Raw genomic sequence first — 22,983 nt, 5'->3', positions numbered from 1 at the left:
TCCTCACGGACTTCGGGATCGCCCCCTCGTACGCCCAGGAGACGCTGCCCACCGCGGCCTGACCCATCCGATCTATTGCCCCGCTCCCCGGAAGCCCCCGCGCCCCCACGCGGGGGCTTCCCGCTGTCCCCGGCCTGCCCCCGGCTCCTGCAACTTCCCTTGCCACTGCGGTAGTACGCGGCTACGGTCCTGCCGGATCGCCAAGCAGCGGGAGGACCGAAGTGCGTCGCACCTTGCCGGTGATATCGCTCAGCCTCGCCCTATTCATGGGAGCTATAGCCTTGCCCTCCGCCCAAGCAGATGGTCCACACGCTCCCCGCGAGGAGCCCGCGGGTGCGGCCGCGCCGCCCTCCGTCATCCCCCGGCCCACCGACTGGACCGCGCTCGACGGCCACACGTCGCTCACCCGCGCCACCCGCATCCACATCGACCCGCGCACCGCGTCCAGCACCGCACTGCCCGCCGGACGCGCCGAACTCCCCGGCCCGGCACGGCAGTCCGTGCGCCGGCTCGCCACCCAGCTGCGCACGGAGATCGAGGAGGTCTCCGGCGTCACCCCGCGCATCACCGAGGCAGGGCGTCCGGCGCCCGGGGACATCGTGCTCACCCTCACCGAGCAGGGGGCACAGGGCGCGGAGGGCCACCGCTTCGACAGCAGGGGCCCCGTCCGCATCGAGGCCGCCTCCACCCACGGCCTCTACTACGGGACCCGCACCCTCCTGCAGCTCCTGCGCGCCACGGCCGACGACCACCGCCAGGTGCCCCGCGCCACGGCCACCGACCGTCCCGGGCAGGCGATCCGCATGGTCCACCTCGACGCGGGCCGCAAGTACTGGCGGATCCCGTACCTGGAGAACCTGATCCGCCGCATGGGCGACCAGAAGCTCAACACGCTCCTGCTGCACCTCTCCGAGTCGGAGGGCTTCCGCCTCGACAGTCCGAGGTTCCCCGGCCTCGCCGACCCGGAGCACAGCTACAGCCGCGCCGACATCGAGCACCTGAAGGCCTTCGCCGCCCGCCACCACGTCCAGCTGATGCCGGGGCTCGAACTCCCCGGCCACGCCACCGTGATCAGTCAGGCCTTCGGCATCGGCTTCGGCTCGGGCCCCTCCCCGTGCACGGGCGCGCACACGCACTCCCACCTCACGCCCGACTGGGTCATCGACATGACCAGCGACAAGGCGATCGCGAAGTCGAAGGAGATCGTCGACGAGTTCGCCGGCTGGTTCGACGCGCCGCTGTTCTCCATCGGCGCGGAGGAGGTTCCGGGGCAGCTCGCCGAGTGCCCGCGCGTGCAGGACCACCTGGCGGCCTCCCCCGACGTCTCCACCCTCGGCGACCTGCTCAACCGCTTCATCAACGCCCTGGACGACGTGGTCACCTCGCACGGCAGGCGCACGGCCGTCTACAACGGCTCCGAGCACCTGCCCGCGCCCCAGCAGCAGGTGCACGCCCCCGTCGTCTTCCTCACCTGGGAGGGCACGGGCGCCGAGCCGGAGATCCCCGGCCACGACGAGATCGCCATCGGGCCGTTCTACAACACCCCGAACAACTACCACCACAAGTACCCGGACGAGCCCTGGATGTACGACCGCTGGGCGCCGAGCACCGCCCCCGACATGCTCGGCTCCGGCGTCACGAACTGGGCCGACTACAACTTCTGGGCCGACGACGGCTACTTCGAGCAGCACATGGCGGGCGCCCGGGCGATCCTCGCCGACCGCGCCTGGAACGGGTCCGCGACGCCGGACACCCTGGCCGGCTTCCGCGCCCGCGCCACCCGCATCGGCGACCCTCCCGGCACCACACCGGCCCCCGTGCCGCCCCGCGTCGAGGGCCGCCCGAGCCACCACTGGACCTTCGACGACGCGTCGTACCCGAAGGGCTGGACGTACGCGGGCAGTCCCGGGAACACGATCTTCGCCGAGGACCTGGCCGGTGACCTGCCCGGCACCTCGTACATCATCGACAACCCGACGCCCGTGCCCGGACCGCGCGGCCAGGCCTGGCGCTTCGACTCCGACCGGGACGGCGTGGGCTTCGGGGGCCTGGACGTCGCCGAGCCGTGGACCGTCTCGGTCCGGGTCCGCCCCACCGCACGGACCGCCGACCAGGTACTGCTCAGCTCCCGGGCGGGCGCCCTGAAGCTGATGCAGCACGGCACGGGAAAGGTCGGCTTCACCCGGTACGGCGACGCGGACCACAGCTTCGACTTCACCCTGGCGCTGGACCGCTGGACGCGGCTGACGTGGGTGACCACGCGAGGCAGCACGACGCTGTACGCCGACGGGGCGCGGGTGGGCTCCGTCGCGGCCTCGATCCCCCTCCCCCTGCGTTCCATCGGCACGGAGAAGGCGAGCCTGCGGGGCGACCTGGACGAACTGATCACCTGGGACGAGGCGTTGAGCCCCGCCGAGGTCGCCCGCCAGAGGTGAGCGACCGGGGCGGGGCCCGCCCTCAGCCGAGCGCCGCGACCCTGTCGCGGTACCCGCGCACGGGCGCCGCGTCCCGGTAGGGCTCCAGTCGGCGCTCGAATTCGCGCACGTACTCGTGCGCCCGCACGGACCGCATCTCGCCCGCCGCCTGCGCGGCCTCGGAGCCCAGCTGGCAGGCCGCCTCCAGCTCGCCGAGCCCGAGCCGCGCGGTGGCGAGCACCACCCGGCAGAAGAGACGGCTGCGCGCGAAGGCCGGGGCGCGCAGCTGCAGGGAGCGCTCGGCGTGCTGGGCCGCGGCGCGGTACTGCTGCAGGTCGCGGTAGCTGTGCCCGAACTCGTCCGCCAGCTGGGCCTCGTCGAAGAACCGCGCCCAGTGCGGCACTTCGTCGCCGGGCCGCGCCGCCTCCAGCGACCGCTCGGCCCGCACGAGGGCGGCCGTGCAGGCCCGCACCTCGCCGAGCACGCCGTGGCCGCGCGCCTCGGCGGCGTACAGCAGCGACTGCACGACGTGCGGCGCCGAGGAGCCGACGCCCTGCTGGGCCACCCGCGCGAGCTGCACGGCCTCGCGTCCGTGGCCGAGATAGACGGCCTGGCGGCTCATCGTGACCAGGACGTAGGAGCCGTACGCCCGGTCGCCCGCCGCCTGCGCGAGGCGCAGCGCCTGGACGAAGTACCGCTGGGCGAGGCCGTGGGCCGCGATGTCGTACGAGGTCCAGCCCGCGAGGCGGGTCAGATCGGCGGCGGCCGCGAAGAGCCTGCGCCCGGCCTGTTCGCCGTAGACCCCCCGGAGCATCGGCTCGGCCTCGTGTTCCAGGTAGCGGACGAGGGCCTGGCGGGCGTGCCCGCCGCCGTACGCGTGGTCGAGGGCGCGGAACAGCTCGCCCACGGAGCGCAGCGCCGCGATGTCCCCGCTGCTGACCTTCAGGCCGGGGCCGCGCTCGGTGCCCTGCCGCTGTCGGGGCACGCCGGGGCGGCCCTGCACGGGCACGCGGACGTGGGAGGGATCCACGTCCCCGCGGCCGACGCGTTCATCGGCACGGCCGATGAGCCAGTCCCGGCTGGGCACCACGAGCCCGGCCGGGGTGAACGCGATCTTCCGCAGTTCCGCATGGCTTCCGGAGTCCTTGCGCCACAGCCCGCCGACGATGTCGACGGCCTCCTCGGGGGAGGCGGCGAACTCCAGCCCCGCGTACACCGGAGCGCAGGCGTCAAGCCCGAGGTCCTGGGCCGACAGGCGGCGTCCGAGCCGTCTCGTGAAGACCTCGGCGATCAGCGCGGGTGTGGTGCCTCTGGGCTGCTGACCGCGGAGCCAGCGGGTCACCGATGTCTTGTCGTAACGCAGGTCCAGGCCATGTTCGAGGCCCAGCTGGTCGACGCGGCGGGCAAGGCCCGCATTGGAGAATCCGGCTTCCGAGATGAGCGCGGCTAGCTGGCGGTTCGGGGTGCGCTGCGGGGGTCGTTCCGTCATCGGCTGTGCGGTCTCCTGCCTTTCGGGCCTGCCTTTGAGCAGCCCTTATGGCCTCGTGAACGGCGTGAATGTAGCGGCGATAACAGTCCGTGAGCGTCCCTTCACGCGTCATTCATCCGATCGTGTGAGGAACCCGGGCCGAGGTTGCCGCCCGAGGGGGCCCGTACAGTGACAGGGGGCGCGATATGTGCACGATGAACGTTCAGGGAGGCACCTGCCGTGAGTGAGTTTCGGTTCGTCCGGCTGGGCTTCGGCCCGGACTCCGTGGAGTACCAAGAGGCGTGGGACGAGCAGCGCCGCGTGCACGCCGCCCGTTTCGCCGACGAGGTCCCGGACACCTGCCTCCTCCTGGAGCACCCGCCGGTCTACACCGCGGGCCGCCGCACCGAGGACAGCGAGCGCCCGCTGGACGGCACCCCCGTCGTCGACGTGGACCGCGGCGGCAAGATCACCTGGCACGGCCCGGGCCAGCTGGTGGGCTACCCCATCCAGAAGCTGCCGCGCCCGGTGGACGTCGTGGCGCACGTGCGCCGCCTGGAAGAGGCGCTGATCCGCACGTGTGCGGAGTTCGGCCTGGAGACCACGCGCGTCGAGGGGCGCAGCGGCGTCTGGGTCCTCGGCGATCCGGTGGAGCAGCGCCCCGCCCTCGGCGGGCTCTCGCTGGACTTCGACCCGCGACTCCAGGACGACGAATTCGACGCACGCTTCAACGGCCCGGAGTACGCGCCCTCGAACGCCGGTCAGCGCCGTGAGGACCGCAAGATCGCCGCGATCGGCATCCGCGTCGCCAAGGGCGTGACGATGCACGGCTTCGCGCTGAACGTGAACCCGGACAACACCTGGTTCGACCGGATCATCCCGTGCGGCATCCGCGACGCGGGCGTGACGTCCCTCTCGTACGAGCTGGGCCGCGAGATCACCATCGCCGACGTACTGCCCGTCGCCGAGCGGCATCTGCGCGACGTGCTGGAGAACGCGGAGCTGAAGCCGCGCGACGTGGAGCCTGCTTCCGCATAGGTCCGCCCGGCTTCACGAGGTCCGCCCGGCTTCGGGGAATGCACCCCCTTGGCCAGAGGTTGGCCAGAAGTAAGCCCAACGACATCACGGGCGTACCCTGGTGTGCGCCGCAGAATCGAAGTTACGCCAGCTAATAGGGAGCCGATGTGTCCGCAGTCGCACCCGACGGACGCAAGATGCTGCGCCTGGAGGTCCGGAACGCCCAGACCCCCATCGAGCGCAAGCCCGAGTGGATCAAGACCCGGGCGAAAATGGGCCCCGAGTACAACGCCCTGCAGAAGCTCGTGAAGACGGAAGGCCTGCACACGGTCTGCCAGGAGGCGGGCTGTCCGAACATCTACGAGTGCTGGGAAGACCGCGAGGCCACGTTCCTCATCGGCGGCGACCAGTGCACGCGGCGCTGTGACTTCTGCCAGATCGACACCGGCAAGCCGCAGGCCCTCGACCGCGACGAGCCGCGCCGCGTCGGCGAGTCCGTCGTCACGATGGACCTGAACTACGCCACGATCACCGGCGTCGCCCGCGACGACCTGGAGGACGGCGGCGCCTGGCTGTACGCGGAGACGGTCCGCCAGATCCACGCGATGACGGCCGAGCGCGCCGAGGGCTACACCAAGGTCGAGCTCCTCATCCCGGACTTCAACGCCGACCCCGACCAGCTGGCCGAGGTCTTCTCGTCCGAGCCCGAGGTCCTCGGGCACAACGTCGAGACGGTGCCGCGGATCTTCAAGCGGATCCGCCCCGGTTTCCGGTACGAGCGCTCCCTCGAGGTCATCACCAAGGCCCGCGAGGCCGGTCTGGTCACCAAGTCCAACCTGATCCTGGGCATGGGCGAGACCCGCGAAGAGGTCAGCGAGGCGCTGCGCCAGCTGCACGAGGCGGGCACGGAGCTCGTCACGATCACCCAGTACCTGCGCCCCACCCCCCGTCACCACCCCGTCGAGCGCTGGGTGAAGCCGGCCGAGTTCGTGGAGCTGAAGGAGGAGGCCGAGCAGATCGGCTTCTCGGGCGTCATGTCGGGCCCGCTGGTCCGCTCCTCGTACCGCGCCGGCCGCCTCTACCAGATGGCGATCGAGAAGCGCGGTTCGTACGTCGCCTCGCAGGCGGTGTGACGGCCTGACGCACCAGGTGTGACCCGGGCATGTGCCGGGCGAGCACCCACTGTGTGAATCGGCGCACAAGCTCCTACCGACCAGTAGTGGCCGTAATGACGCGGCCCGTACGATCCCCGCAGGTGAACGGGACCGTATGGGCCGCGTCAGCGTTTTGGCCCCCCGCATCAAGGTTTCATCGGCGTTTGACCACTCGGTCACGCCCTGGTAACACCAATCAGTGACCCTGGTACTACCGCACGTACAGCCTTACCCATAGCCGCTCCCCCCACCCGAGCCGCTCTCCAGGAGGGCCCCATCATGCAGGCCGCGCCCGTTCGCGCCACCGCCATCCCGTCCGTCGCCGACGCCCTGCGCGCCGTCGAGTCGCTGCTGATGAGCGGCGGCCAGCGCACCGCGCGGCGCAACGCCTGGACCTCCGTCCTGGAGGACCGGCGCCGCGCCAAGGACCGGGTCGAGGCACTGCGCGTACTCGAAGAGGCCGTGACGACAACCCGCACGTCGTAGACGCCGCCGGGGCCACGTAGACTTCAGGGCATGGCGAGGAAGGAAACCACCGCGGCGGATGCGGCCGCGGAGCCAGGGCGACTCAAGCAGATCGCTCTGACCTACAAGATGACCCGGCGGGCCGACTCCAAAATCGGCCTCATCATCGCGGCTGTGGGAATCGTCACCTTTGGTGTCTTCCTCGCGATCGGCTTCTGGCTCGGCCACCCGGTCTACCTGGGCATTCTCGGCTTCCTGCTCGCCTTCCTGGCGATGGCGATCGTCTTCGGACGCAGGGCCGAGCGGGCCGCCTTCGGGCAGATGGAGGGCCAGCCCGGCGCGGCGGCCGCGGTGCTCGACAAGATCGGCCGCGGCTGGACGACGACCCCCGCGGTCGCGATGAACCGCAGCCAGGACGTGGTGCACCGCACCGTCGGCAAGGCCGGCATCGTCCTGGTCGCCGAGGGCAACCCGAACCGCGTGAAGGGCCTGCTGGCCGCCGAGAAGAAGAAGATGGCGCGCATCGTGGCGGACGTCCCCGTCCACGACGTCATCGTCGGCACCACGGACGGCACGGTCTCGCTGAAGAAGCTGCGCACGACGCTTCTGAAGCTCCCCCGCGTTCTCACGGGCCCGCAGGTCACGGCCACGAACGACCGGCTGCGCGCGATGGGCGACCTGATGTCTAACATGCCGCTCCCGAAGGGTCCGATGCCGAAAGGTATGAAGGGCGTTCGCCCGCCCAAGTCGCCGCGAGGATGACACCAGGCCTCACCTCTCCCGTCATCTCCATGGGCGGGAGAGGGTGAGGCCGCGATACCGGGACGCCCCCGCAGGCGTCCTCCAGCACCCCCATAACGCGCTCCCATCGACCCGACGAGCTCCACCGCCTCCAGTGCCCGATAAGGCCAGTGGAGCCAAGCTCAGCATCCAACTCCGGCCAGGCGACCCCAGTGCGGGCCTTCTTGAGGAAGGCCTCCAGAACGGTCCGAGGGGCAAGCCCTCCCCTCTGTCGAGGCACAACGCCCCCGCCCGGAAAGTTCTCCACCTCCATCACGCGCTCCCACGCGCAGTCACACAGCGTCGGAACCCTTCGCTCGTGAGAGCGGAACCAGTCACCCACAGGGCAAGCAAGCCCGCGGTGCATGGGAGGGGGAGGTCCAGTGATCACGATCTTGACATTGGCCAGCCCCAGGAACTCCCGCTGATCCTCTGCGCAGAGTTCTTCCAATCGGTCGTTGGCCAGCTGTGCAACCGCCTGAAGACTCCGCTCCCGCTGCTCCTCTTGTGCAGCGGCCTCTTGCCAAGACGCCACCGCAGCCCGGTCTTGTTCGAGCTCCTCCAACCTCTCGGTCAGCGGCTTTATAGCCCGGTTGACGGTCGTCTCAGCTTCGCGTTGCGGTAGCCCCCGCTTGGCTGCCTGTTGAGCAGCTACAGCCATAGTGATGTTGATCGTGCTGTCCTGCTCAGCGATCTTCCGATCCAACTCGGCCAAGCGTGAAGCGAAATCCACTTTCCGCTCTCTTGCTGCGCCCAGCCACTCATCAGACAGGGCTTGCAGCCTTTCTCCACCCCTCAGAAAGTCGCAAACGCTTCCCCATACCCATTTCTCGACACCGCGTGCGTCAAGCTGTGGGCACGAGCACTTAGGCGCTCCCGGGTAAGCTTCCTTCTTTCCAGAGCACAGGTAGTGGGGCGCCTCATTGGCCGGGCCTCGACCAACATAGCGCTTACCGCACTGACTGCGCAGTCTGCCGGACAACGTATAGACCCGCCCCTTAGGTGAAGGGCGCCGACGCGGCTCGCTTGTGACAGACCGCAATTCCGCCACCTCATCGGGCGTGAACATCGGATCAAGCGGAATGATTCTGACCTCACCCCAAATCGGCGTACCATCCGGGCGCAGTTTCGCGCTCTTTCCGCGGAACACATACCGAGCCTCTAATAGATCCTCGCTCATCAGGCGCCCCCGGAAGTTTGCCTCACTCCAAGGTTTGCCCGACCTACTCACCAGCCCCTCATCATTGAGGCGTTGGACAGTCTTACGCCAATCTCCCTGATACTTAACGACGAGGGTTCTTCCTCGACGCAACACCACTGCCTCATGCACTGTCATGCAACCCTCTGATCCGGAGCAACTCTCTCCCCCGTCACAGATGTCATGCACAAGACGCTGTTTCCCTTTGACGCCCCTATTCTCGATGCGGTACCCATAGCGGGCAGAACCTCCAGGGAAACCCCCCATCCGAGCCTTCTTCTGAATCCCCCCTTGAGTCCTTTTACGGATACGGACAAGTTCCTTAAAGGCTTCATTCGCCTTTTCACGCATCCGCTCTTCACCCTCCTCGGTCGTGTTGTCGATGTCGTCATCCACAATGGCGACATACACGCCGAGGTCTTGCAGTTTCCACACCCATTCCCAGAAGACCCTGTTGTTCCGACCAACTGCACGGGTCTCGTGCACGACCACCATATTGAAGGGGCAAGGCTTACTTTGCGCGAGTTCCATGATCTCTCTGGCGCCTTTTCGCCTGTCCCATGGAAGCGTTCCCGACTCCCCTTCATCCTTGAAGGTGTCGACTTTTACCCAGCCCTTGCGCGCGATGTACGCGGCCGTTTCGTCGCCGGTGTATGCGATCCCGTACCCATCTACCTGTTGGTCAGTGGAAACCCGCAGGTAGTCCACTGCTCGGACGGCAGGCGCAGAGATGTTGGCAGCCCTAGCTGCGGTATCTATGGCACGTATGACAGAGTTGCCCATGTCAGTCCTCCAAGACTGGCCAGACCCCGGGGTGGTCGCACACCGCCGGGGTCACCCATGCGATGGGTCAACTATAAAAGCCTATTCATCGGGACGAGGCGAAAACAGGATTTCCAGCATGCGCAGATGCGCCACCTCTGATCCTGGCGCTTCCGTCGGTTTCCAAATGACCTTCGACGCTTCTTGCGGATCAGTGATCGATTTAGATTCGGGATCAAGGAAATTGACGCACTGTTTCCCTGAACAGCAACACCGCGGAGCCTCACCACCATCAGAGATTGCAGTCATGGCCCCGCCATTGATCCTCAGCAGCGAGCTCGCGACCACGCGCAAGGTCCGCCGCGATCCCGGCAGCCAACTCTGCCTCGGCCAGAGAGTGGCCCGAGCCCACATAGCGCCAGACGGATTCTCTGAGCGTGGTGCCGTCGTTCCCCATGCCCGGGTCAGCACCGCTTTGGTAGACAGCCCGTGCCGCGCGCAGCTCCCCATAAGTGGTCGAGTAGCAGCGGGACTTGGTGAGGACATGGCCCCGGAAACCGAGTGTGTGAGTCCATGACCGCAGGTTCAGGCTCCCCAGCTCGGGCAGACCGCCCAGACGCCAGCAGGTGACCATGAGGGCTCGCAGGTGGCCGTTCACCGGGGCGAGGCGGATGGCCTCGTAATCCGTGATCCGGTGGTCCACGCCGCCCGCGTCATCGACTGACTTGGACACGTACTTGGCCACGTAGGCCGCTACCGCGCTGTCGGTCACCGCGGATTGGGTGAACGCGTCGCTGCGGATGCCATGGACGTCGAGCTGAGTGCCCCAGCGCACGGCTTGCTCCCCGGTGGCCGCCAAGTACGGAGTGTGGACCTCGACTGAGGTCGCCGCGGACCGTACGGCCGACTCCAGAGCATCGCTCGTGGCCCACAAGGGTGGGGGCGAGGACGGGCCGTCGGGACCGTCCAGGCGGATGACGGCATGGAAGTGAATGGCACCGCGCTTCTGGTACTCGGCGACTTTGGCGAAGGAGAGCGCCGCGTGCTCGCGGAATCGCGTTTGAACGATGCCCGCCACCGAGGCCAGATGCCTCCTGAGCGTGTGGCAAAACCGGCTCCACAGGGTGCCGGCGGAGGTGTGCCAAAGGACATGGCCCACGTAGTCGTAGCAGTCCCGGCACAGGGGCTGACCGATGACGGGGTCGGTGTCCGCGTGCTGTTGGCCGCACCCCAGGGGCCGCCCGTGCTCACACTCCCCGCCCCAGCGTCGGGGATGGCAGTGGGGCGTACTCGCCGTGCCGCCACGGTGCACCGTGCCGAAGGAAGGCGCGGTCAGGGTGACGAAGAGGCGGGGATGCAGTTGCACCTGGTTGGTCACGCCCTTGCCGCCGAGCAGGCCAGAGCGAACCAGTTGGAAGGTGTCGCCCGCATGCAGCCGTGCGCAAGGTTGGCAGCGCGATGCACGTCGGTTGCGACAGCGCACCGGCATGCGGCCACCGGGCTCATCCTCAGTGGAGTAGTGACGCAACACGGTGTCGCTGTGTGCGTCGCGCACCGTGGTGTGACCGGCTAAATAGATGGGGTGGGAACAGCCGCCGGTGGCTTCGATCTGGTCCAGCCAGCGTGAGAATCCCGGCTCATGTACGAGCCGGATCAGGTCGCGTTCCGTGGGTGAGAGAAGGCGCAGACGCTCAGCCTCATTGAGCACTGAGCGCCGCGCCTCATCCGTCGCCGGGTACAAGGAGGCCCCCTTTCATGAGGGATCGGCACGGCGGTCATTTTCAAACTCCGGGGGTCTGGGGTCAGCTGGGGCAGAAATGCCATGAGGTGGAGAGAAATGCGTCAGAAGCCAAGGAACTTGCGATGCGGTTAGCCGAACAGGCCATTTCCGATGACGAGGAACAGGGCCCAGATCGGGTAACCCAACGGCGTCATGGCCAGTAGGAAGCCGCCCAGGTTGATCAGGAGCACCTGGTAGATCGGGACTTCCTTGGACCGGGCGACCATGAAGGAGAAGAACAGCAGGAAAGAACAGATGATGTAGATCGTTCCCTGTGTCATGTCACCGTCTCTCCCTTCTCGGGTGCCGTATCCAGTACGGACAAGAAGGGGTACGGCGGTCCGGGAATCGCGGAGATCTCAGCGACGTCCGCCGTACTGATCATGTGAGAGCGGGCACGCGTCCAGCGCCCACCTGTCGTGACCACGGCTACGCCCTGCTCCTCTTCCGAGATCGTCTGAGCGATGACGACGGCATCCGGGTTCAGGTCGCCGAGCGTCATCTCAGCCGAAGCCTCGTCGTGAGCCCGGTGAGCGATGCGGCCGCCGAGCTGAGCGCGCAGTGCGGTAACCCGTGGCCCCAGGTCGGAGCCGACGCGTTGCCCTGCGGCGACCAGGTGCACGCCGAGCGCAGCCCCGAGTTGGGCCAGGCGCAGCAGCAACGTGGCGCATTGCTCCGCCTCTTCCCGGGACTCGCGGGAGCCGTCATTGAGGTACAGCTCCGCCAGCTCATCGACGATCACAACGATCGGGGTAGGCCGCCGCCCCTCGGGCAGCTCCCAGATGGAGCGTGCACCGGCCGCACGGCAGACCCTCATCCGATGCTCGATCTCCTCGACCATCGACGCCAGAACGACAATCGCCCGCTTCCGGTCAATTGCCAGTTTGGAGAAGCGCCGCCCGAACAGACCGAGTTCCATGCCGCCCTTGCAGTCGATACCCACCAGGGCCACCGGTTGAGAGGAAAGCGAGCGCACGAGTGCCGCCAGGAGGGAGGACTTGCCGCTCTGGGTCGCCCCGGTCACCAGCCAGTGCGGTACTTTGCGGAACTCGATTACCCACGGTGGGCCGTCCTCGGTTTGGCCCACATCAGCCGAGAGCAGCGGCAGAGCCGCGGGCTGCTTCACTGGCCCCTTCCCCGTCAGCGGGTCATTCGCCGTGGCAGTGATCACCACCTGTCCCCGACGCGACGAGCGCACCCGCACTCCATGGACGTGCCATGCGTGCTCGAAGGCACGAGCGGCTGACAGGTAGGGTGCCGGGGTCTGTCCCGGATGCATCACCACCCGGACCACGACCCCGTTGCGCGTCGGTACGGGCCAGCCCAGACGCGGAGGCTTGGGCCGCAGCGCTTGCCCCTGTACCACTAGATCACGACCTAGCCGATGGTGTGGCCGCCAGCTCACGGAGAGTCCGTTGAGCATGGCCAGACGCCGCCAGGTCCACCAGATCCGTAACGTGGTCCGGGGGTAGCCCAGCAGCCACCAATGCCAGGGCCAAGCGCGGACGTTGACCCCGCGCGCCTGAAGACGTGGCTCCCACCAGCCCTGCGTCATCACGCCCAGGAGCAGGAGTGCAGACAGGGTCCAAACAGCCAGGGAAGCGGGCATCATTCCTCCCCCTCTTGGGCACGCGCCAGGAGCTTCCGGGACCGGATCATGGCCGTCTCAGCGTGCACCGCCGTCATCTGCAGCACGAACCGCAGCGTGGGCAAATCCTGGATCACGGCTAACAACGCTTCGGAGCCGACCAAAATCCGTAAGTCGCGGAGCAGGCGTCCGAACTCCCCGTCACGCCCCAACTCCCCGTCAGCACCGTCCTCGTCCAGACCCGCCGCCTCACGCATTTCCTGGATCATCCGGTCCGTCTCGGCCACGATCTTTGCCACGCACGGCGAGGCGCATGCATAGACCTCAGCCTCCGTCGCCGGGTCCCGGCCCACCGGGGTCCGCTTCGTCTCGTTGCCCCGGTACGCACACCCGCACATGACACATGCGTCGCCTCTCGCCTGCGCCGACGACAAGTTCCAGTAGTAGCGCTCCATCAGGCGTCACCCGAGGCTTTGCCTCGCTGAGCTGCGCCGTTACCGGAGGATGCGCCAGCTCCCGAGCCACCCGGAGCAGGTGCCGGGGCGATCGCGTCCGCCCGCCAAGACGTACCCGAGCGTCCGTCTACCTCCCACTCGTTGGCCCACAAAGCGGTGACCCGAACTTCTGCCCCCTCAGCGATGCCCTGGGGCTGAGCGCCGGACACCACCACATGAATCACGTCCGTACGGCGCCCCTCGCTCTGACGTACCGACAGGGCTGTGATCCATTGGGGGTGCCCTTCACGGTCCCGGCGAACCTCCCCGTCAGGGGTCATGCGTGCTTCCGGAGCGATCACGCAGCGCATCACACCGAGCCGCGCAACGTCTATCGGTTTGTTCTGCACAGCAGTTCACCTCTCTCACATCTCACGCAACCTATGCACTCATCCGAATGAGTGCTGGAATCAATCGTGCGACCTAGGCGAGAGTGGGTCAACCACTTATCCTCATGAGTGCACGACACGGCCTCTATCGCACGACACTGACAACCGACTTTCCTCACCAGGCTCCGAACAGCCGCCCGCCTACACAGACGAAGCCCGGAGGGTGCATCCATGGCAGCCCGAGATCACATCGAACGTCGCCCCACCATGGCAATGCAGGTGGCCCAGCGCGTGGCCGACGACATCCGCGAAGGGCACTACCCCACAGGAAGCAAGCTCCCTTCCGAGGCACAGATGGAGCGCATGTTCCAGATCGGCAAGGCGACCGTCCGCGCCGCCATGGCCGAGCTGCAGCGCATGGGCCTCACCCAGACCCAGCAGGGCAAAGGCACCATCGTGCTGGGGCCCGGAGGTCGCGTTCCCCCTGTAGGTGTGGACCGGTCCATCCAGCGAACGACGAAGGGCAGTTGGGTACTGCCCGAGGCGACCGAAGCAGAGCCGCCTGCCGTATGCCGGACCACCCTGGACGGCCCGCCCGCCTCGTTTCTGGATCAACAGGACCATGACGCGATCAGCGTGGACCGCATGCTGAGGGACACCGAGACCGGCACCCGCATGGCGCACCGGACTTTCATCCCGCTCGCCACAGCCGCCGAGGTCCCATCTCTGGCCGAGAAGCCGGATGCCCCCTTGAGCGACCTGTATCAGCAACTGGCCGACGCAGGACACGCTTTGGAAGCTGCCGAACATGTCACTGCGCGTATCCCCTTCCCCGACGAGCAGACCGCACTCGGGATGCGTGACGCTGGCCCGCTCCTCGTGTCCTATCGCGTGATCTCCGATGCGAAGTCCGGCCGCCCTTTGCTGTGCGAAGAGCTACGGGCCCCCGCCGCCACGTGCCGACTCACTTTTCCGCTCCCGCCGACCAAGGCACCGACCAAGCGTGCCACCACCCGCCGTCGAGCCGCATCGGAGTAACTTCTCTCTACTTACTCAAGGGCGCGCCTTCGGCGCGCTGGTCGGCTCTTCGGCCGACGCGGCCGGGCATGCGGCCTTCGGCCGGTCCCGTCCGGTCGACCAAGCCGCCTCGCACCAAGCACGCCCCTGAGCATCACGAAAGCCCCCCGCGGATCTCCGCAGGGGGCTTCGCGCATCCTGCCCTTCTCGCCGTCCGAACAGCAGCGCCCCAGCTACGGGCACCAGCCCTCCCCCGCCAAGGCTCCGGCTCCACCTCTTCCACCGCCCGGACCGATGAGCTGACCCACAACGCGCGCCCAGAGCGGCAACCTCGCCCCCCCTTGGGGCACGCCGCCCCCGCCGTCGCGCAGTGGAGCACGGCAGGCGACTGTGGGCATCAGGGGGTACTGCACCGAACAATGGCAGCGTGGCTGAGACCAGAGGGGGTGCAGCGAACCAGGTACGGCGCACACTCGGCTCTCTCACCGTGGGGGCTGACTTTCTGTGGCCCAGGCGCAACCACCAACACCCTCTTCCTTTAGGTCACTTGGAGCAACTGCTTGCATGCCGCACCGCGGTTGACTTGCTCGGACCGCCCCCGGTGATCAGCTTTCGCAACCCGCACCCTTCACACCGCAAAAAGCTGCCCCGCCTCCCTGGCTCAATCCACACTCGGGACCGATTCTGGGTGCGCCACTCCTCGGCCATGCTCCTCCCCCTCCTTCCCTCGTCCGGAGCCCCGCTCGCCTATCAGGACGTCCGGCTCTCACTCGCCAGGACCGACAGCAGGCGCGCGATCACCCGGGCACCTCCTGGCCACAGCCACACCACCGGCTCACCCTTAGGCCCCGAATGCGGTACAGCCCGCACGACCTCACCCACACCGAGCGCTTCGGCCGCAGTATTGATCTCGCAGGCCACCGCATCAGCCTCGCGCCACCCCGATAGGTAGTCCATCCCCGGCACATACACCACGTCGTCGGGATCATCGTTGCAGTCATCATGGTGAGCGTTCGCCATTGCACACGTCTCCCCGCTAGCGTCTCACTGTCCCCGAACCCTCGCCGTCTCGAAGAGTCACCAACTGAGCTCATGCGTATGCCAGTTGTTCACCCATCACATATTTAGCACCCGCGATGCTACGCGCAGTCACGCCTCATGGGCCCATTAGCGGGAACATTTCTGCAAAGTGGCTGGGAGCGTACGCCGACTCGCGCATATGTCAGCCAGAAATTCCACCCAGCCAAACGAGCCCCCTCCCTGCCACAGCAAAGAGGGGGCCCATCACCGACTCAGCCAGTCACCAGCAAACCGCTCAGTACAGGTACGCGGCCGACACCCAGCCCGTGAAGCCGCGCGGTAACCCACCCGCCGACGCCCTCTTCAACGCCACCCGGTGCCAGAGCTGACCACGGCCGTCTTGCCGGGCACCGATCAGCTTGACGCGCTCACCCTCATAGATCAGCCCCAGCGCGGCCCGAGTCACACCCGGACCGCTACGGACCCTCAGCCCATTGACCGTGACCGACGCCGACTCACCGTACGACCCACGCCCGTCCTCGTAGGCATGGCCGGACCCAACGCGCACGGGTGCCACGTTGCGCGGCCCACCGCCGTCAACACCGATCGGCCCCGGCAGCGGCATGGCCGAGGCCGCGGAGACCCCGAACATACCGAGGCCCGCCGCGACGGCGCCGGACACGACCAGAGAACGCAGACCCTTACGACTCATCATCTGACAACCCTTCAGGTTGAGTTTGAACAAGCGGAACCTATCTGGTTAACCACTCATCCGAATGAGTCTCAAGCATCATCTGCCCACGCCTGCCAAGTCAACCACCTATCCGAATGAGTTGATGCCTGCGTCCACCCCTTTGCGTGCCCTCGGACCGGATGTCCGTTCCCAACGGAAGTGGCCGAGTCCCACTCGATCTGATTGGCGAACTGCGCGGGTCCCGCTGGTTCTGATCCGACGGGCACACCCGCGCCCAGCAGGTGACGGTAAGAACGCTGCTGTCACCACCCGCAAACGGTGGATCAGATCCAGGGCATCTCTCGATGGAGCGTCCTCGTCGCAGAGGCTGTGCGGTGGTTTGTCCGGGCGCTACGCTCGCGGTGACGGTATGGGGGAGAGGGGGCCGCGGAATGCTTGATCAGGCGTTGATCGCACTGGCCACGTCCGCAGGCACGGCGCTGGTGGGGGCGGCGGGGACGGACGCGTGGACGGGCCTGCGGCAGGCGGTGGCGCGTTGGTTCGGCCGCGGTGATGCGCAGCGTGAGCAGACGGAGCTGGAGCGTCTGGATCAGACTGCGGCCAGCGTGCTGGCTGCCGACCGGGCGGAGGCGGAGCGGGCACGCAACCGTCAGGAGGGTGTCTGGCAGACCCGTATAGAGGCCTTGCTGGAAAGTCTGGACGCTGCCCAGCGTGAGCAGGCGGCCGGGCAGTTGCGCAGCCTGCTCGCGCAGCATGCTCCGCAGTCCGGTGTGGTCGCCGGGCCGGGCGGGCTGGCCGCGAACACGGTGGACATCCGCGCCGATCGGGGCGGGATCGCCGGTGGTGTGATCCATGGAGGAGCACAGGCTGGTTCCCCTCCCCTGCCGGATTCGCACCAGGGCTGAGCGGACCGGCCGACACAAGCCCACCCCTTATCCCGCATCAACCCGGTGGAGACGGTGCCAGGATCATCACAGCAGCCGGAGGCGGCATCGCCGCCGGCAGCGTCCACGGGGGAATCCACCAACACCGGCATTCCGCGCCCCGCGGGCCCGCGGCGTGGCCGCACCAGGTCGGCGTCATCCCCTCCCGGGCGCAGTCCTTCCAGCACCGCGGCGAGGCAGACCGGCTGCGGGCGGCGGTCGACGGCGGCGGTACCGCGGTTCCGTGCCAGGTGCTGACCGGGATGGGTGGGGTGGGCAAGACCCAGCTCGCCGCCGACTTTGCCCGCAGCGCCTGGGACACCCACGGCCTCGACCTTCTGGTCTGGGCCACTGCCAGCGGCCGCTCGCCCCTGGTGAGCGGATACGCGCAGGCCGGCATCGAGCTGTGCCGGGCCGATCCCAACGACCTGGAACAGGCCGCCCGTTCCTTCCTGGCCTGGCTGGCCCCCAAGTCCGCAGCTTCGCCGTGCCGGTGGCTGATCGTCTTGGACGATGTCGCCGATCCGGCGGACCTGCACGGCCTGTGGCCACCGGCCAGCCCGCACGGCCAGACCCTGGTCACCACCCGCCGCCGCGACGCCGCCCTGGCCGGAGAAGGCCGACACCTGCTCAAGGTCGGCCTGTTCTCCGAGGACGAAGCCATCGCCTACCTCACCATGTCCCTGGCCGCGCACGGCCGGACCGAGCCCACCGGCCAGCTCACCGCCCTGGCCGCCGATCTCGGCCACCTGGCTCTGGCCCTGGCACAGGCCGCCGCCTACCTCATCGACTCCGGCGAAACCGTGGCCGCCTATCGCGACCTGCTGGCCGACCGCACCACCACACTCACCGACCTCGCCCCCGACGCACTGCCCGACGGACAGGCCCTCGCCCTCGCCGCCGCCTGGTCCCTGTCCGTCAACCGCGCCGACACGCTGCGCCCCGCCGGCCTGGCCCGGCCCATGCTCCACCTGGCCGCCCTGCTCGACGCCAACGGCATTCCCCAGGACGTACTGACCGGCGGTGTGGCCTGCGCCCACCTCGCCGCACACCACTCCGCGACCGGGCCCACCGCACACCCGGCCACCGTCTCCCGCCCAGATGCGGTACGCGCCCTGCGCGCCCTGCACCGGCTCAGCCTCATCGACCACAGACCAGACGCCCCTCACCAGGCCGTCCGCGTCCACCAGCTCATCCAGCGGGCCACCCGCGACACCCTCACCCCCGGCCAGCGCGACCAGTACGCCCGCACCGCCGCCGATGCCCTCATAGCCGCCTGGCCTGAGATCGAACGCGACACCGCCCTCGCCCAGGCCCTGCGCGCCAACACCGACGCCCTCATCCGCCACGCCGAAGACGCCCTGTACCGGCCAGACGTCCATGACGTGCTGGGCCGTCTCGGCCAAAGCCTCGGCGACAGCGGCCAGGTCAACGCCGCCGTCACCTACTTCCAGCATCTGACGGACACCACCACCCTCCAGCTCGGCCCCTCCCACCCCAACACCCTGAACACCCGCCACAACCTGGCCTACTGGCGTGGGGAGGCGGGGGATGTGGCGGGTGCGGTGGCCGCGCTCACCGAACTGCTGCCGGACAGGGTGCGGGTGCTGGGCAAGGACCACCCCCGCACCCTGAACACCCGCCACAGCCTGGCCTACTGGCGTGGGGAGGCGGGGGATGTGGCGGGTGCGGTGGCCGCGCTCACCGAACTGCTGCCGGACAGGGTGCGGCTGCTGGGCAAGGACCACCCCCACACCCTGGCCACCCGCCACAGCCTGGCCTACTGGCGCGGGCAGGCGGGGGATGCCGTGGGTGCGGTGGCCGCGCTCACCGAACTGCTGCCGGACATGGCACGGGTGCTGGGCAAGGACCATCCCGACACTCTGAACACCCGCCACACCCTGGCCTCCTGGCGCGGGCGGGCGGGGGATGCTGTGGGTGCGGTGGCCGGGCTCGCCGAACTGCTGCCAGTCGTGGTGCGGGTGCTGGGCGAGGACCACCCCCACACTCTGAACACCCGCCACAGCCTGGCCTCCTGGCGTGGGCACGCGGGGGATGCTGTGGGTGCGGTGGCCGGGCTCGCCGAACTGCTGCCAGTCGTGGTGCGGGTGCTGGGCGAGGACCACCCCCACACCCTGGCCACCCGCCACAACCTGGCTCACTGGCGCGAGCGGGCGGGGGACGTGGCGGGTGATCAGACGACCGATTGGTGAAGGAACTGATCGGTACCACTTGCGGCTGGTGACAGCGTTCTTACCTCACAGTACGCACAGATACCACCGTGATCGGCTACCCGATGGATCTACTCAGTCCCAGCGAATCTAATCAGCTTCCGCGTGTTCCGGTCACTCCCACCAGAACGACTCGACCGCCAGTTGTCCCAGCAGAGCTGACCAGTCGCTGGCCAGCTCCCCTCCTGCCGACCACATCTATCGGGAACGGACACCGGACAGCACGAAGCCCCGCCGCCTCTCACGAGGTGACGGGGCGTGCCATCGGGGAACCGGACCACCCCCAGCCGCAGCACGGGCAGGGTACGGCCGGGGGTGGCGTTTCTTGGGGGGGGGATGCGTACTCACCCCGTGCGGATAGCGGTCACGAAGCCGACGAACGACGCGAGAAGCGCGGCAACGCCCAGGATGAGCACCCAGCGACTATTCACCGCAGTCTCGGCGTTCTGGCGAAGAGCACGAGCAGATTGCAGTACTCGACGACCTTGAACAGGTACTGCCGTCCCGGCTCCACGTCGGACGCCGAAACCACGATCTCGTCACGGGCCTCAAGCACGGCGATGGCCTCTTCGACCTTTTCGGCGACCTTGGCGTTGTGGTGTTGGCCTACATCCATTCGCAGAAGGTGACTCAGGTCGCCCCGCACCAGATCGATCCTTCGCATCAGGTCGGAAACGTCGACACCTGTCGCGGAGTCGCCAGCAGACTGCGCATTGTGGACGAACGTCTCCAGGTAGGCGTCGAAGCGGTCCCCCATCAGTCGCTTGTCGTCGTAAACCTCCACTAGCGACACTCCTTACCCCCCGCAGACTCGTTGCTCCACCCCGTCGCCTCACGCAGCGTGCGTGCGGCATAGGAGTAGGCAGACCGCTCCTCCTCCGTCGCCCTGCGACACTCCGTGATTGCTGCCTCCCACCGGAGACCCGAAGGCCGTTCGAGCGTGAGGGAACCGGACTCATCGTCAACGGCGACCACCCTCACAATCCGCCTCCGCCCCCGGTCTTTGACCAGCTCACCAACCGTGAACTGCGGTTGCTGTTCCTCCGAGGGCTTTCCGTCCTCACTCATCGACGTCCCCCATGACGCTTGCTACGGGCGCACCGCACCAGAGCGGCAACGGATGGCACGGGGCACAAGTCGCTGATCATGCGCGGCTCTACCGCCCAGTGCAGGCCGTAAGGACCACGAAGGCCAGAGGCTGGAACGCTGAGGAAGTTTCCCAAGCCCAACAACGGTGCCTCTTCGTAGTCCCAGCGCAGCGTTGATGACGCCTCAATCAAGGCGTGATAGGTGTGCTGGGGGCTGTTGCGGATCACCGGACCGTTCAGGAGTTCAGCCAGTGTCGCGGCTACCACCTCCAGCTCATCGGTGCCAACGCTCGCATAGACGATTCGGGTGGACAGGCATACGGAGTTGAAGCGTTTGCCAAGTGGCAGCAGAGCAACACCGCCTTCCGCCCATTCCCGGTGTGCCTGGTTCGGCTCTTGTTGAGCTCGTGCCAACCAATCGAAGGCTGAGTTGTACCCCCTCGTGGAGGGCCCTACATTCCCTCTGCTCATGTCGTCGAGGTTGGCGTAAGTGCCCTGTTGATCATCAGGACAGATCCGGGGCAGTTACTGACAGACGACAGGACAGTTTCTGCCCCTGCCGACCCCTGGTAGGTCTACCGTCGAAGGACGTCGACGCAGGGTGGGGAACGGTCATGGCAAAACAGCGAAACACCAAGTTGGAAGCGCTGTTGACGGAGTTCGGCTACACCCACCAGCAGCTGTCCGACGAGGTCAACCGGATCGCCGAGGCGGTGTACGGCAGCACCGCGCAGTGCACCGACCGGCACGTACGGCGCTGGATCGCTGGTGACGTTCAGTGGCCTTGGTCCCGGTACCTTCTGCCCCTCCAAGAAGTTTTCGGCCGCAGCCCGGAAGCCATGGGGTTCGTCCCGCGCAGGTCTTCTCGGATCCCGAATCCCCCCAAGCGGTCGACTACGGGGAAGGAGCAACCTCCCGTGCGACGCCGTGAATTCATCGCGGCCGGTCTGGCCGCCGCCCTTGGTCTCGACACGATCCCGTCCGCGGGCCGGCTGGGGACCAGCGACGCCGAGCGCATCCACTCCATCGTGCCCGCCCTGTATCAGCACGACCATGCGCTAGGTGGGGGCGCCTTGTATGCGGTTGCCGACGACGCCTTACAGCGCGTTCATTTTGCCCTGAACCACTGCATCTACGGTGATCGAGTCGAACGGCAGTTGTACGCGGCAACTGGAGACTTGGCCGCCTCGGCAGGATGGTTCGCCTACGACGCCGGTCGACAGGAGAGCGCAACAGGCCTGTACAACGAAGCTCTGCAAGCAGGAATGCTCGCACGAGACGGCATGCTTCAGGCCCGAGTCTGGTCCAACCTCGCCATGCAGGCCCGCCTGCTCGGTCGCGATACGGAAGCTCTGCGGGTAGGGCGAGCAGCGATTGAGACCAGGCAGGCGAAAGCGGACCCGTGGCTCATGGCCTTGCTCCACTGCCGCCAAGCCGTCGGCTACGCACGAACCGGCGACCGGGTGCACGCCCAACGATCCCTCGCCCGCGCGGAAAGCGCCTACGACCGGGGCAAGGGCGAGCCCACAGCCTGGCTCACCTTCCTTACGCCTGCCGAGCTGACCGGCCTTGCTGGAGCCGCGCACCAGGCCCTCGGTCAGCACAGACGAGCCCAGGAGCTCACCTCATCCGCGTTGGGCATGTTGGATGGCCGCTTCGAACGCAACCGGGTCTACTACACGGTGCAGAGCGCACAGGCCCTTCTCGACGGCGGGGAATTGGAGCACGCTGCCGCCGAGGCCAGTCGTGCGGCGGCAATAGGACAGCGCGTCCAGAGCCAGCGCGTGCAGGACAAATTGCGCGGACTGCGTACTCAGATGCACCGCCACGCTCAAGTGCCCGCGGTTGCAGACTTCCTTGAACAGACGCGACGGACGGGAGCGTGACCGTGGACGGCATGAAGTTGGAGCGCCGGGACGCAGGCGGGCTCCCCGAGATCCGGCGCCAGCTTCTCGACGTCTACGCGGAGATCTACGCTGACCGGGCCGGGGAGGAGTTCCATAGTGTGGCCAGGTTCGACGAGCGGCTTGGTTGGAATGCGGAGGTGCCCGGCTTCACCGCAGTCGTCGGGTACCTCGACGAAGTCCCGATCGGCTATGCGTACGGCTGCACCCTTCAGGCGGGCACCAGGTGGTGGAACGGGTTGCGCACAACGGTCCCGGAGGGTGCAACCGTCGAGGATGGCCGCCGGACGTTCGCCTTGTCCGAGCTCATGGTCTTGAGTGAGGTGCGAGGCACGGGCGCGGCGAAGATCATCCATGATGAGTTGCTCCGCGGCAGGCAGGAAGAACGCGTGACGCTCCTAGTCGAGCGCGAGCACCCCAAAGTGTGCAGTTTGTACACTACCTGGGGGTATGGATGGTTCGGTGAGGTGCAGCCGTTCCCTGACTCGCCTCTGTATGACGCCCTCATACTGCTTCGGGCCGAGAGGTGATCGAGACGGAGGGACCCGAGCACGCCACGTGACCTATCCCTCACTCCGCAGAGTGAACGGAAGAGCAACACCGCTGAATACTGCCGAAGGGTCCGATGCCGAAGGGCATGCGGATGCCGCGCGGCGG

At 67.6% G+C, this 22,983-nt stretch carries 19 protein-coding genes; 10 read left to right on the top strand and 9 right to left on the bottom strand.

The window, feature by feature from the left end; translation table 11 throughout:
- The first annotated feature begins 281 nt into the window (after nt 1–281).
- Complete coding sequence (locus tag AOK03_RS44910) at nt 282–2,435, top strand: family 20 glycosylhydrolase (protein WP_279616330.1); 2,154 nt, start codon at nt 282–284, stop codon at nt 2,433–2,435.
- A gap of 22 nt (nt 2,436–2,457) precedes the next feature.
- On the opposite strand, the gene AOK03_RS22940 is transcribed toward AOK03_RS44910, so the two are convergent.
- A complete protein-coding gene (locus AOK03_RS22940) occupies nt 2,458–3,903 on the bottom strand; it encodes an NsdA family TPR-like regulatory protein (protein WP_055567212.1) in 1,446 nt (481 codons plus the stop codon).
- Between the two features lie 219 nt (nt 3,904–4,122).
- On the opposite strand from AOK03_RS22940, the gene lipB reads away from it, so the two are divergent.
- The 4 genes from lipB to AOK03_RS22920 all read left to right on the top strand — a co-directional run bounded on the left by lipB (nt 4,123) and on the right by AOK03_RS22920 (nt 7,280).
- Entirely contained in the window at nt 4,123–4,920 is a 798-nt protein-coding gene (lipB, locus tag AOK03_RS22935) for a lipoyl(octanoyl) transferase LipB (protein ID WP_055567211.1), read from the top strand.
- A gap of 146 nt (nt 4,921–5,066) precedes the next feature.
- Nucleotides 5,067–6,032: a lipoyl synthase gene (locus tag AOK03_RS22930; RefSeq protein ID WP_055567210.1), complete on the top strand. Its 966-nt coding sequence runs from the start codon at nt 5,067–5,069 to the stop codon at nt 6,030–6,032.
- 300 nt (nt 6,033–6,332) lie between these two features.
- Complete coding sequence (locus AOK03_RS22925; protein ID WP_055567209.1) at nt 6,333–6,539, top strand: SCO2195 family GlnR-regulated protein; 207 nt, start codon at nt 6,333–6,335, stop codon at nt 6,537–6,539.
- A gap of 30 nt (nt 6,540–6,569) precedes the next feature.
- Nucleotides 6,570–7,280, top strand: coding sequence for a DUF4191 domain-containing protein (locus AOK03_RS22920; protein WP_055567208.1), 711 nt, complete (start codon nt 6,570–6,572; stop codon nt 7,278–7,280).
- On the opposite strand, the gene AOK03_RS41130 is transcribed toward AOK03_RS22920, so the two are convergent.
- From AOK03_RS41130 to AOK03_RS22895, 5 genes are all read right to left on the bottom strand, one after another.
- Nucleotides 7,204–9,279, bottom strand: coding sequence for a recombinase family protein (locus tag AOK03_RS41130; protein WP_079074898.1), 2,076 nt, complete (start codon nt 9,277–9,279; stop codon nt 7,204–7,206). The genes AOK03_RS22920 and AOK03_RS41130 overlap by 77 nt on opposite strands.
- 271 nt (nt 9,280–9,550) lie before the next feature.
- Nucleotides 9,551–10,999, bottom strand: a complete 1,449-nt coding sequence (locus AOK03_RS22910) for a replication initiator (RefSeq protein ID WP_055567206.1) — start codon at nt 10,997–10,999, stop codon at nt 9,551–9,553.
- Between the two features lie 128 nt (nt 11,000–11,127).
- Nucleotides 11,128–11,319 carry a hypothetical protein gene (locus tag AOK03_RS22905; RefSeq protein WP_055567205.1) on the bottom strand — a complete coding sequence of 64 codons (192 nt, stop codon included), beginning with the start codon at nt 11,317–11,319 and terminating at the stop codon, nt 11,128–11,130.
- Nucleotides 11,316–12,164 (bottom strand): FtsK/SpoIIIE domain-containing protein, encoded by an 849-nt coding sequence (locus AOK03_RS45025; protein WP_341845820.1) that lies wholly within the window; start codon nt 12,162–12,164, stop codon nt 11,316–11,318. The genes AOK03_RS22905 and AOK03_RS45025 overlap by 4 nt, the downstream gene beginning before the upstream one ends.
- Before the next feature lie 482 nt (nt 12,165–12,646).
- Nucleotides 12,647–13,081 (bottom strand): hypothetical protein, encoded by a 435-nt coding sequence (locus AOK03_RS22895; RefSeq protein WP_055567203.1) that lies wholly within the window; start codon nt 13,079–13,081, stop codon nt 12,647–12,649.
- A 599-nt stretch (nt 13,082–13,680) separates the two neighbouring features.
- Between AOK03_RS22895 and AOK03_RS22890 the strand changes: the two genes are divergently transcribed.
- Nucleotides 13,681–14,487, top strand: coding sequence for a GntR family transcriptional regulator (locus tag AOK03_RS22890; RefSeq protein WP_063792549.1), 807 nt, complete (start codon nt 13,681–13,683; stop codon nt 14,485–14,487).
- 729 nt (nt 14,488–15,216) lie between these two features.
- Here the strand turns inward: AOK03_RS22890 and AOK03_RS22885 are convergent.
- Together AOK03_RS22885 and AOK03_RS22880 are read right to left on the bottom strand one after the other, a co-directional pair.
- Nucleotides 15,217–15,486, bottom strand: coding sequence for a hypothetical protein (locus tag AOK03_RS22885; protein WP_055567201.1), 270 nt, complete (start codon nt 15,484–15,486; stop codon nt 15,217–15,219).
- A gap of 295 nt (nt 15,487–15,781) precedes the next feature.
- A complete protein-coding gene (locus tag AOK03_RS22880) occupies nt 15,782–16,231 on the bottom strand; it encodes an SH3 domain-containing protein (RefSeq protein WP_244177708.1) in 450 nt (149 codons plus the stop codon).
- A 380-nt stretch (nt 16,232–16,611) separates the two neighbouring features.
- Here AOK03_RS22880 and AOK03_RS22875 point away from each other — a divergent pair, with 380 nt between their 5' ends.
- Together AOK03_RS22875 and AOK03_RS22870 are read left to right on the top strand one after the other, a co-directional pair.
- On the top strand, nt 16,612–17,085 hold the full coding sequence (locus AOK03_RS22875; RefSeq protein WP_055567199.1) for a hypothetical protein: 474 nt from the start codon (nt 16,612–16,614) through the stop codon (nt 17,083–17,085).
- Between the two features lie 290 nt (nt 17,086–17,375).
- Complete coding sequence (locus tag AOK03_RS22870; protein ID WP_063792548.1) at nt 17,376–19,316, top strand: tetratricopeptide repeat protein; 1,941 nt, start codon at nt 17,376–17,378, stop codon at nt 19,314–19,316.
- A gap of 445 nt (nt 19,317–19,761) precedes the next feature.
- Here the strand turns inward: AOK03_RS22870 and AOK03_RS22865 are convergent, their stop codons facing one another.
- Complete coding sequence (locus tag AOK03_RS22865; protein ID WP_055567198.1) at nt 19,762–20,118, bottom strand: hypothetical protein; 357 nt, start codon at nt 20,116–20,118, stop codon at nt 19,762–19,764.
- Nucleotides 20,119–21,036: 918 nt separating this feature from the next.
- Here AOK03_RS22865 and AOK03_RS22855 point away from each other — a divergent pair.
- Together AOK03_RS22855 and AOK03_RS22850 are read left to right on the top strand one after the other, a co-directional pair.
- The gene (locus AOK03_RS22855; protein ID WP_055567196.1) at nt 21,037–22,308 is read left to right on the top strand and encodes an NsdA family TPR-like regulatory protein; all 1,272 of its coding nucleotides are present in this window, start codon (nt 21,037–21,039) and stop codon (nt 22,306–22,308) included.
- 11 nt (nt 22,309–22,319) lie between these two features.
- Nucleotides 22,320–22,856, top strand: a complete 537-nt coding sequence (locus AOK03_RS22850; RefSeq protein WP_063792550.1) for a GNAT family N-acetyltransferase — start codon at nt 22,320–22,322, stop codon at nt 22,854–22,856.
- Nucleotides 22,857–22,983 lie beyond the last annotated feature (127 nt).

Origin of the sequence: Streptomyces atriruber, from assembly GCF_001418325.1 — a bacterium.
GTDB lineage: Bacteria > Actinomycetota > Actinomycetes > Streptomycetales > Streptomycetaceae > Streptomyces > Streptomyces atriruber.
The sequence above is the reverse complement of the archived record's forward strand: the minus strand, read 5'-3'. Positions and strand labels throughout refer to the sequence as shown.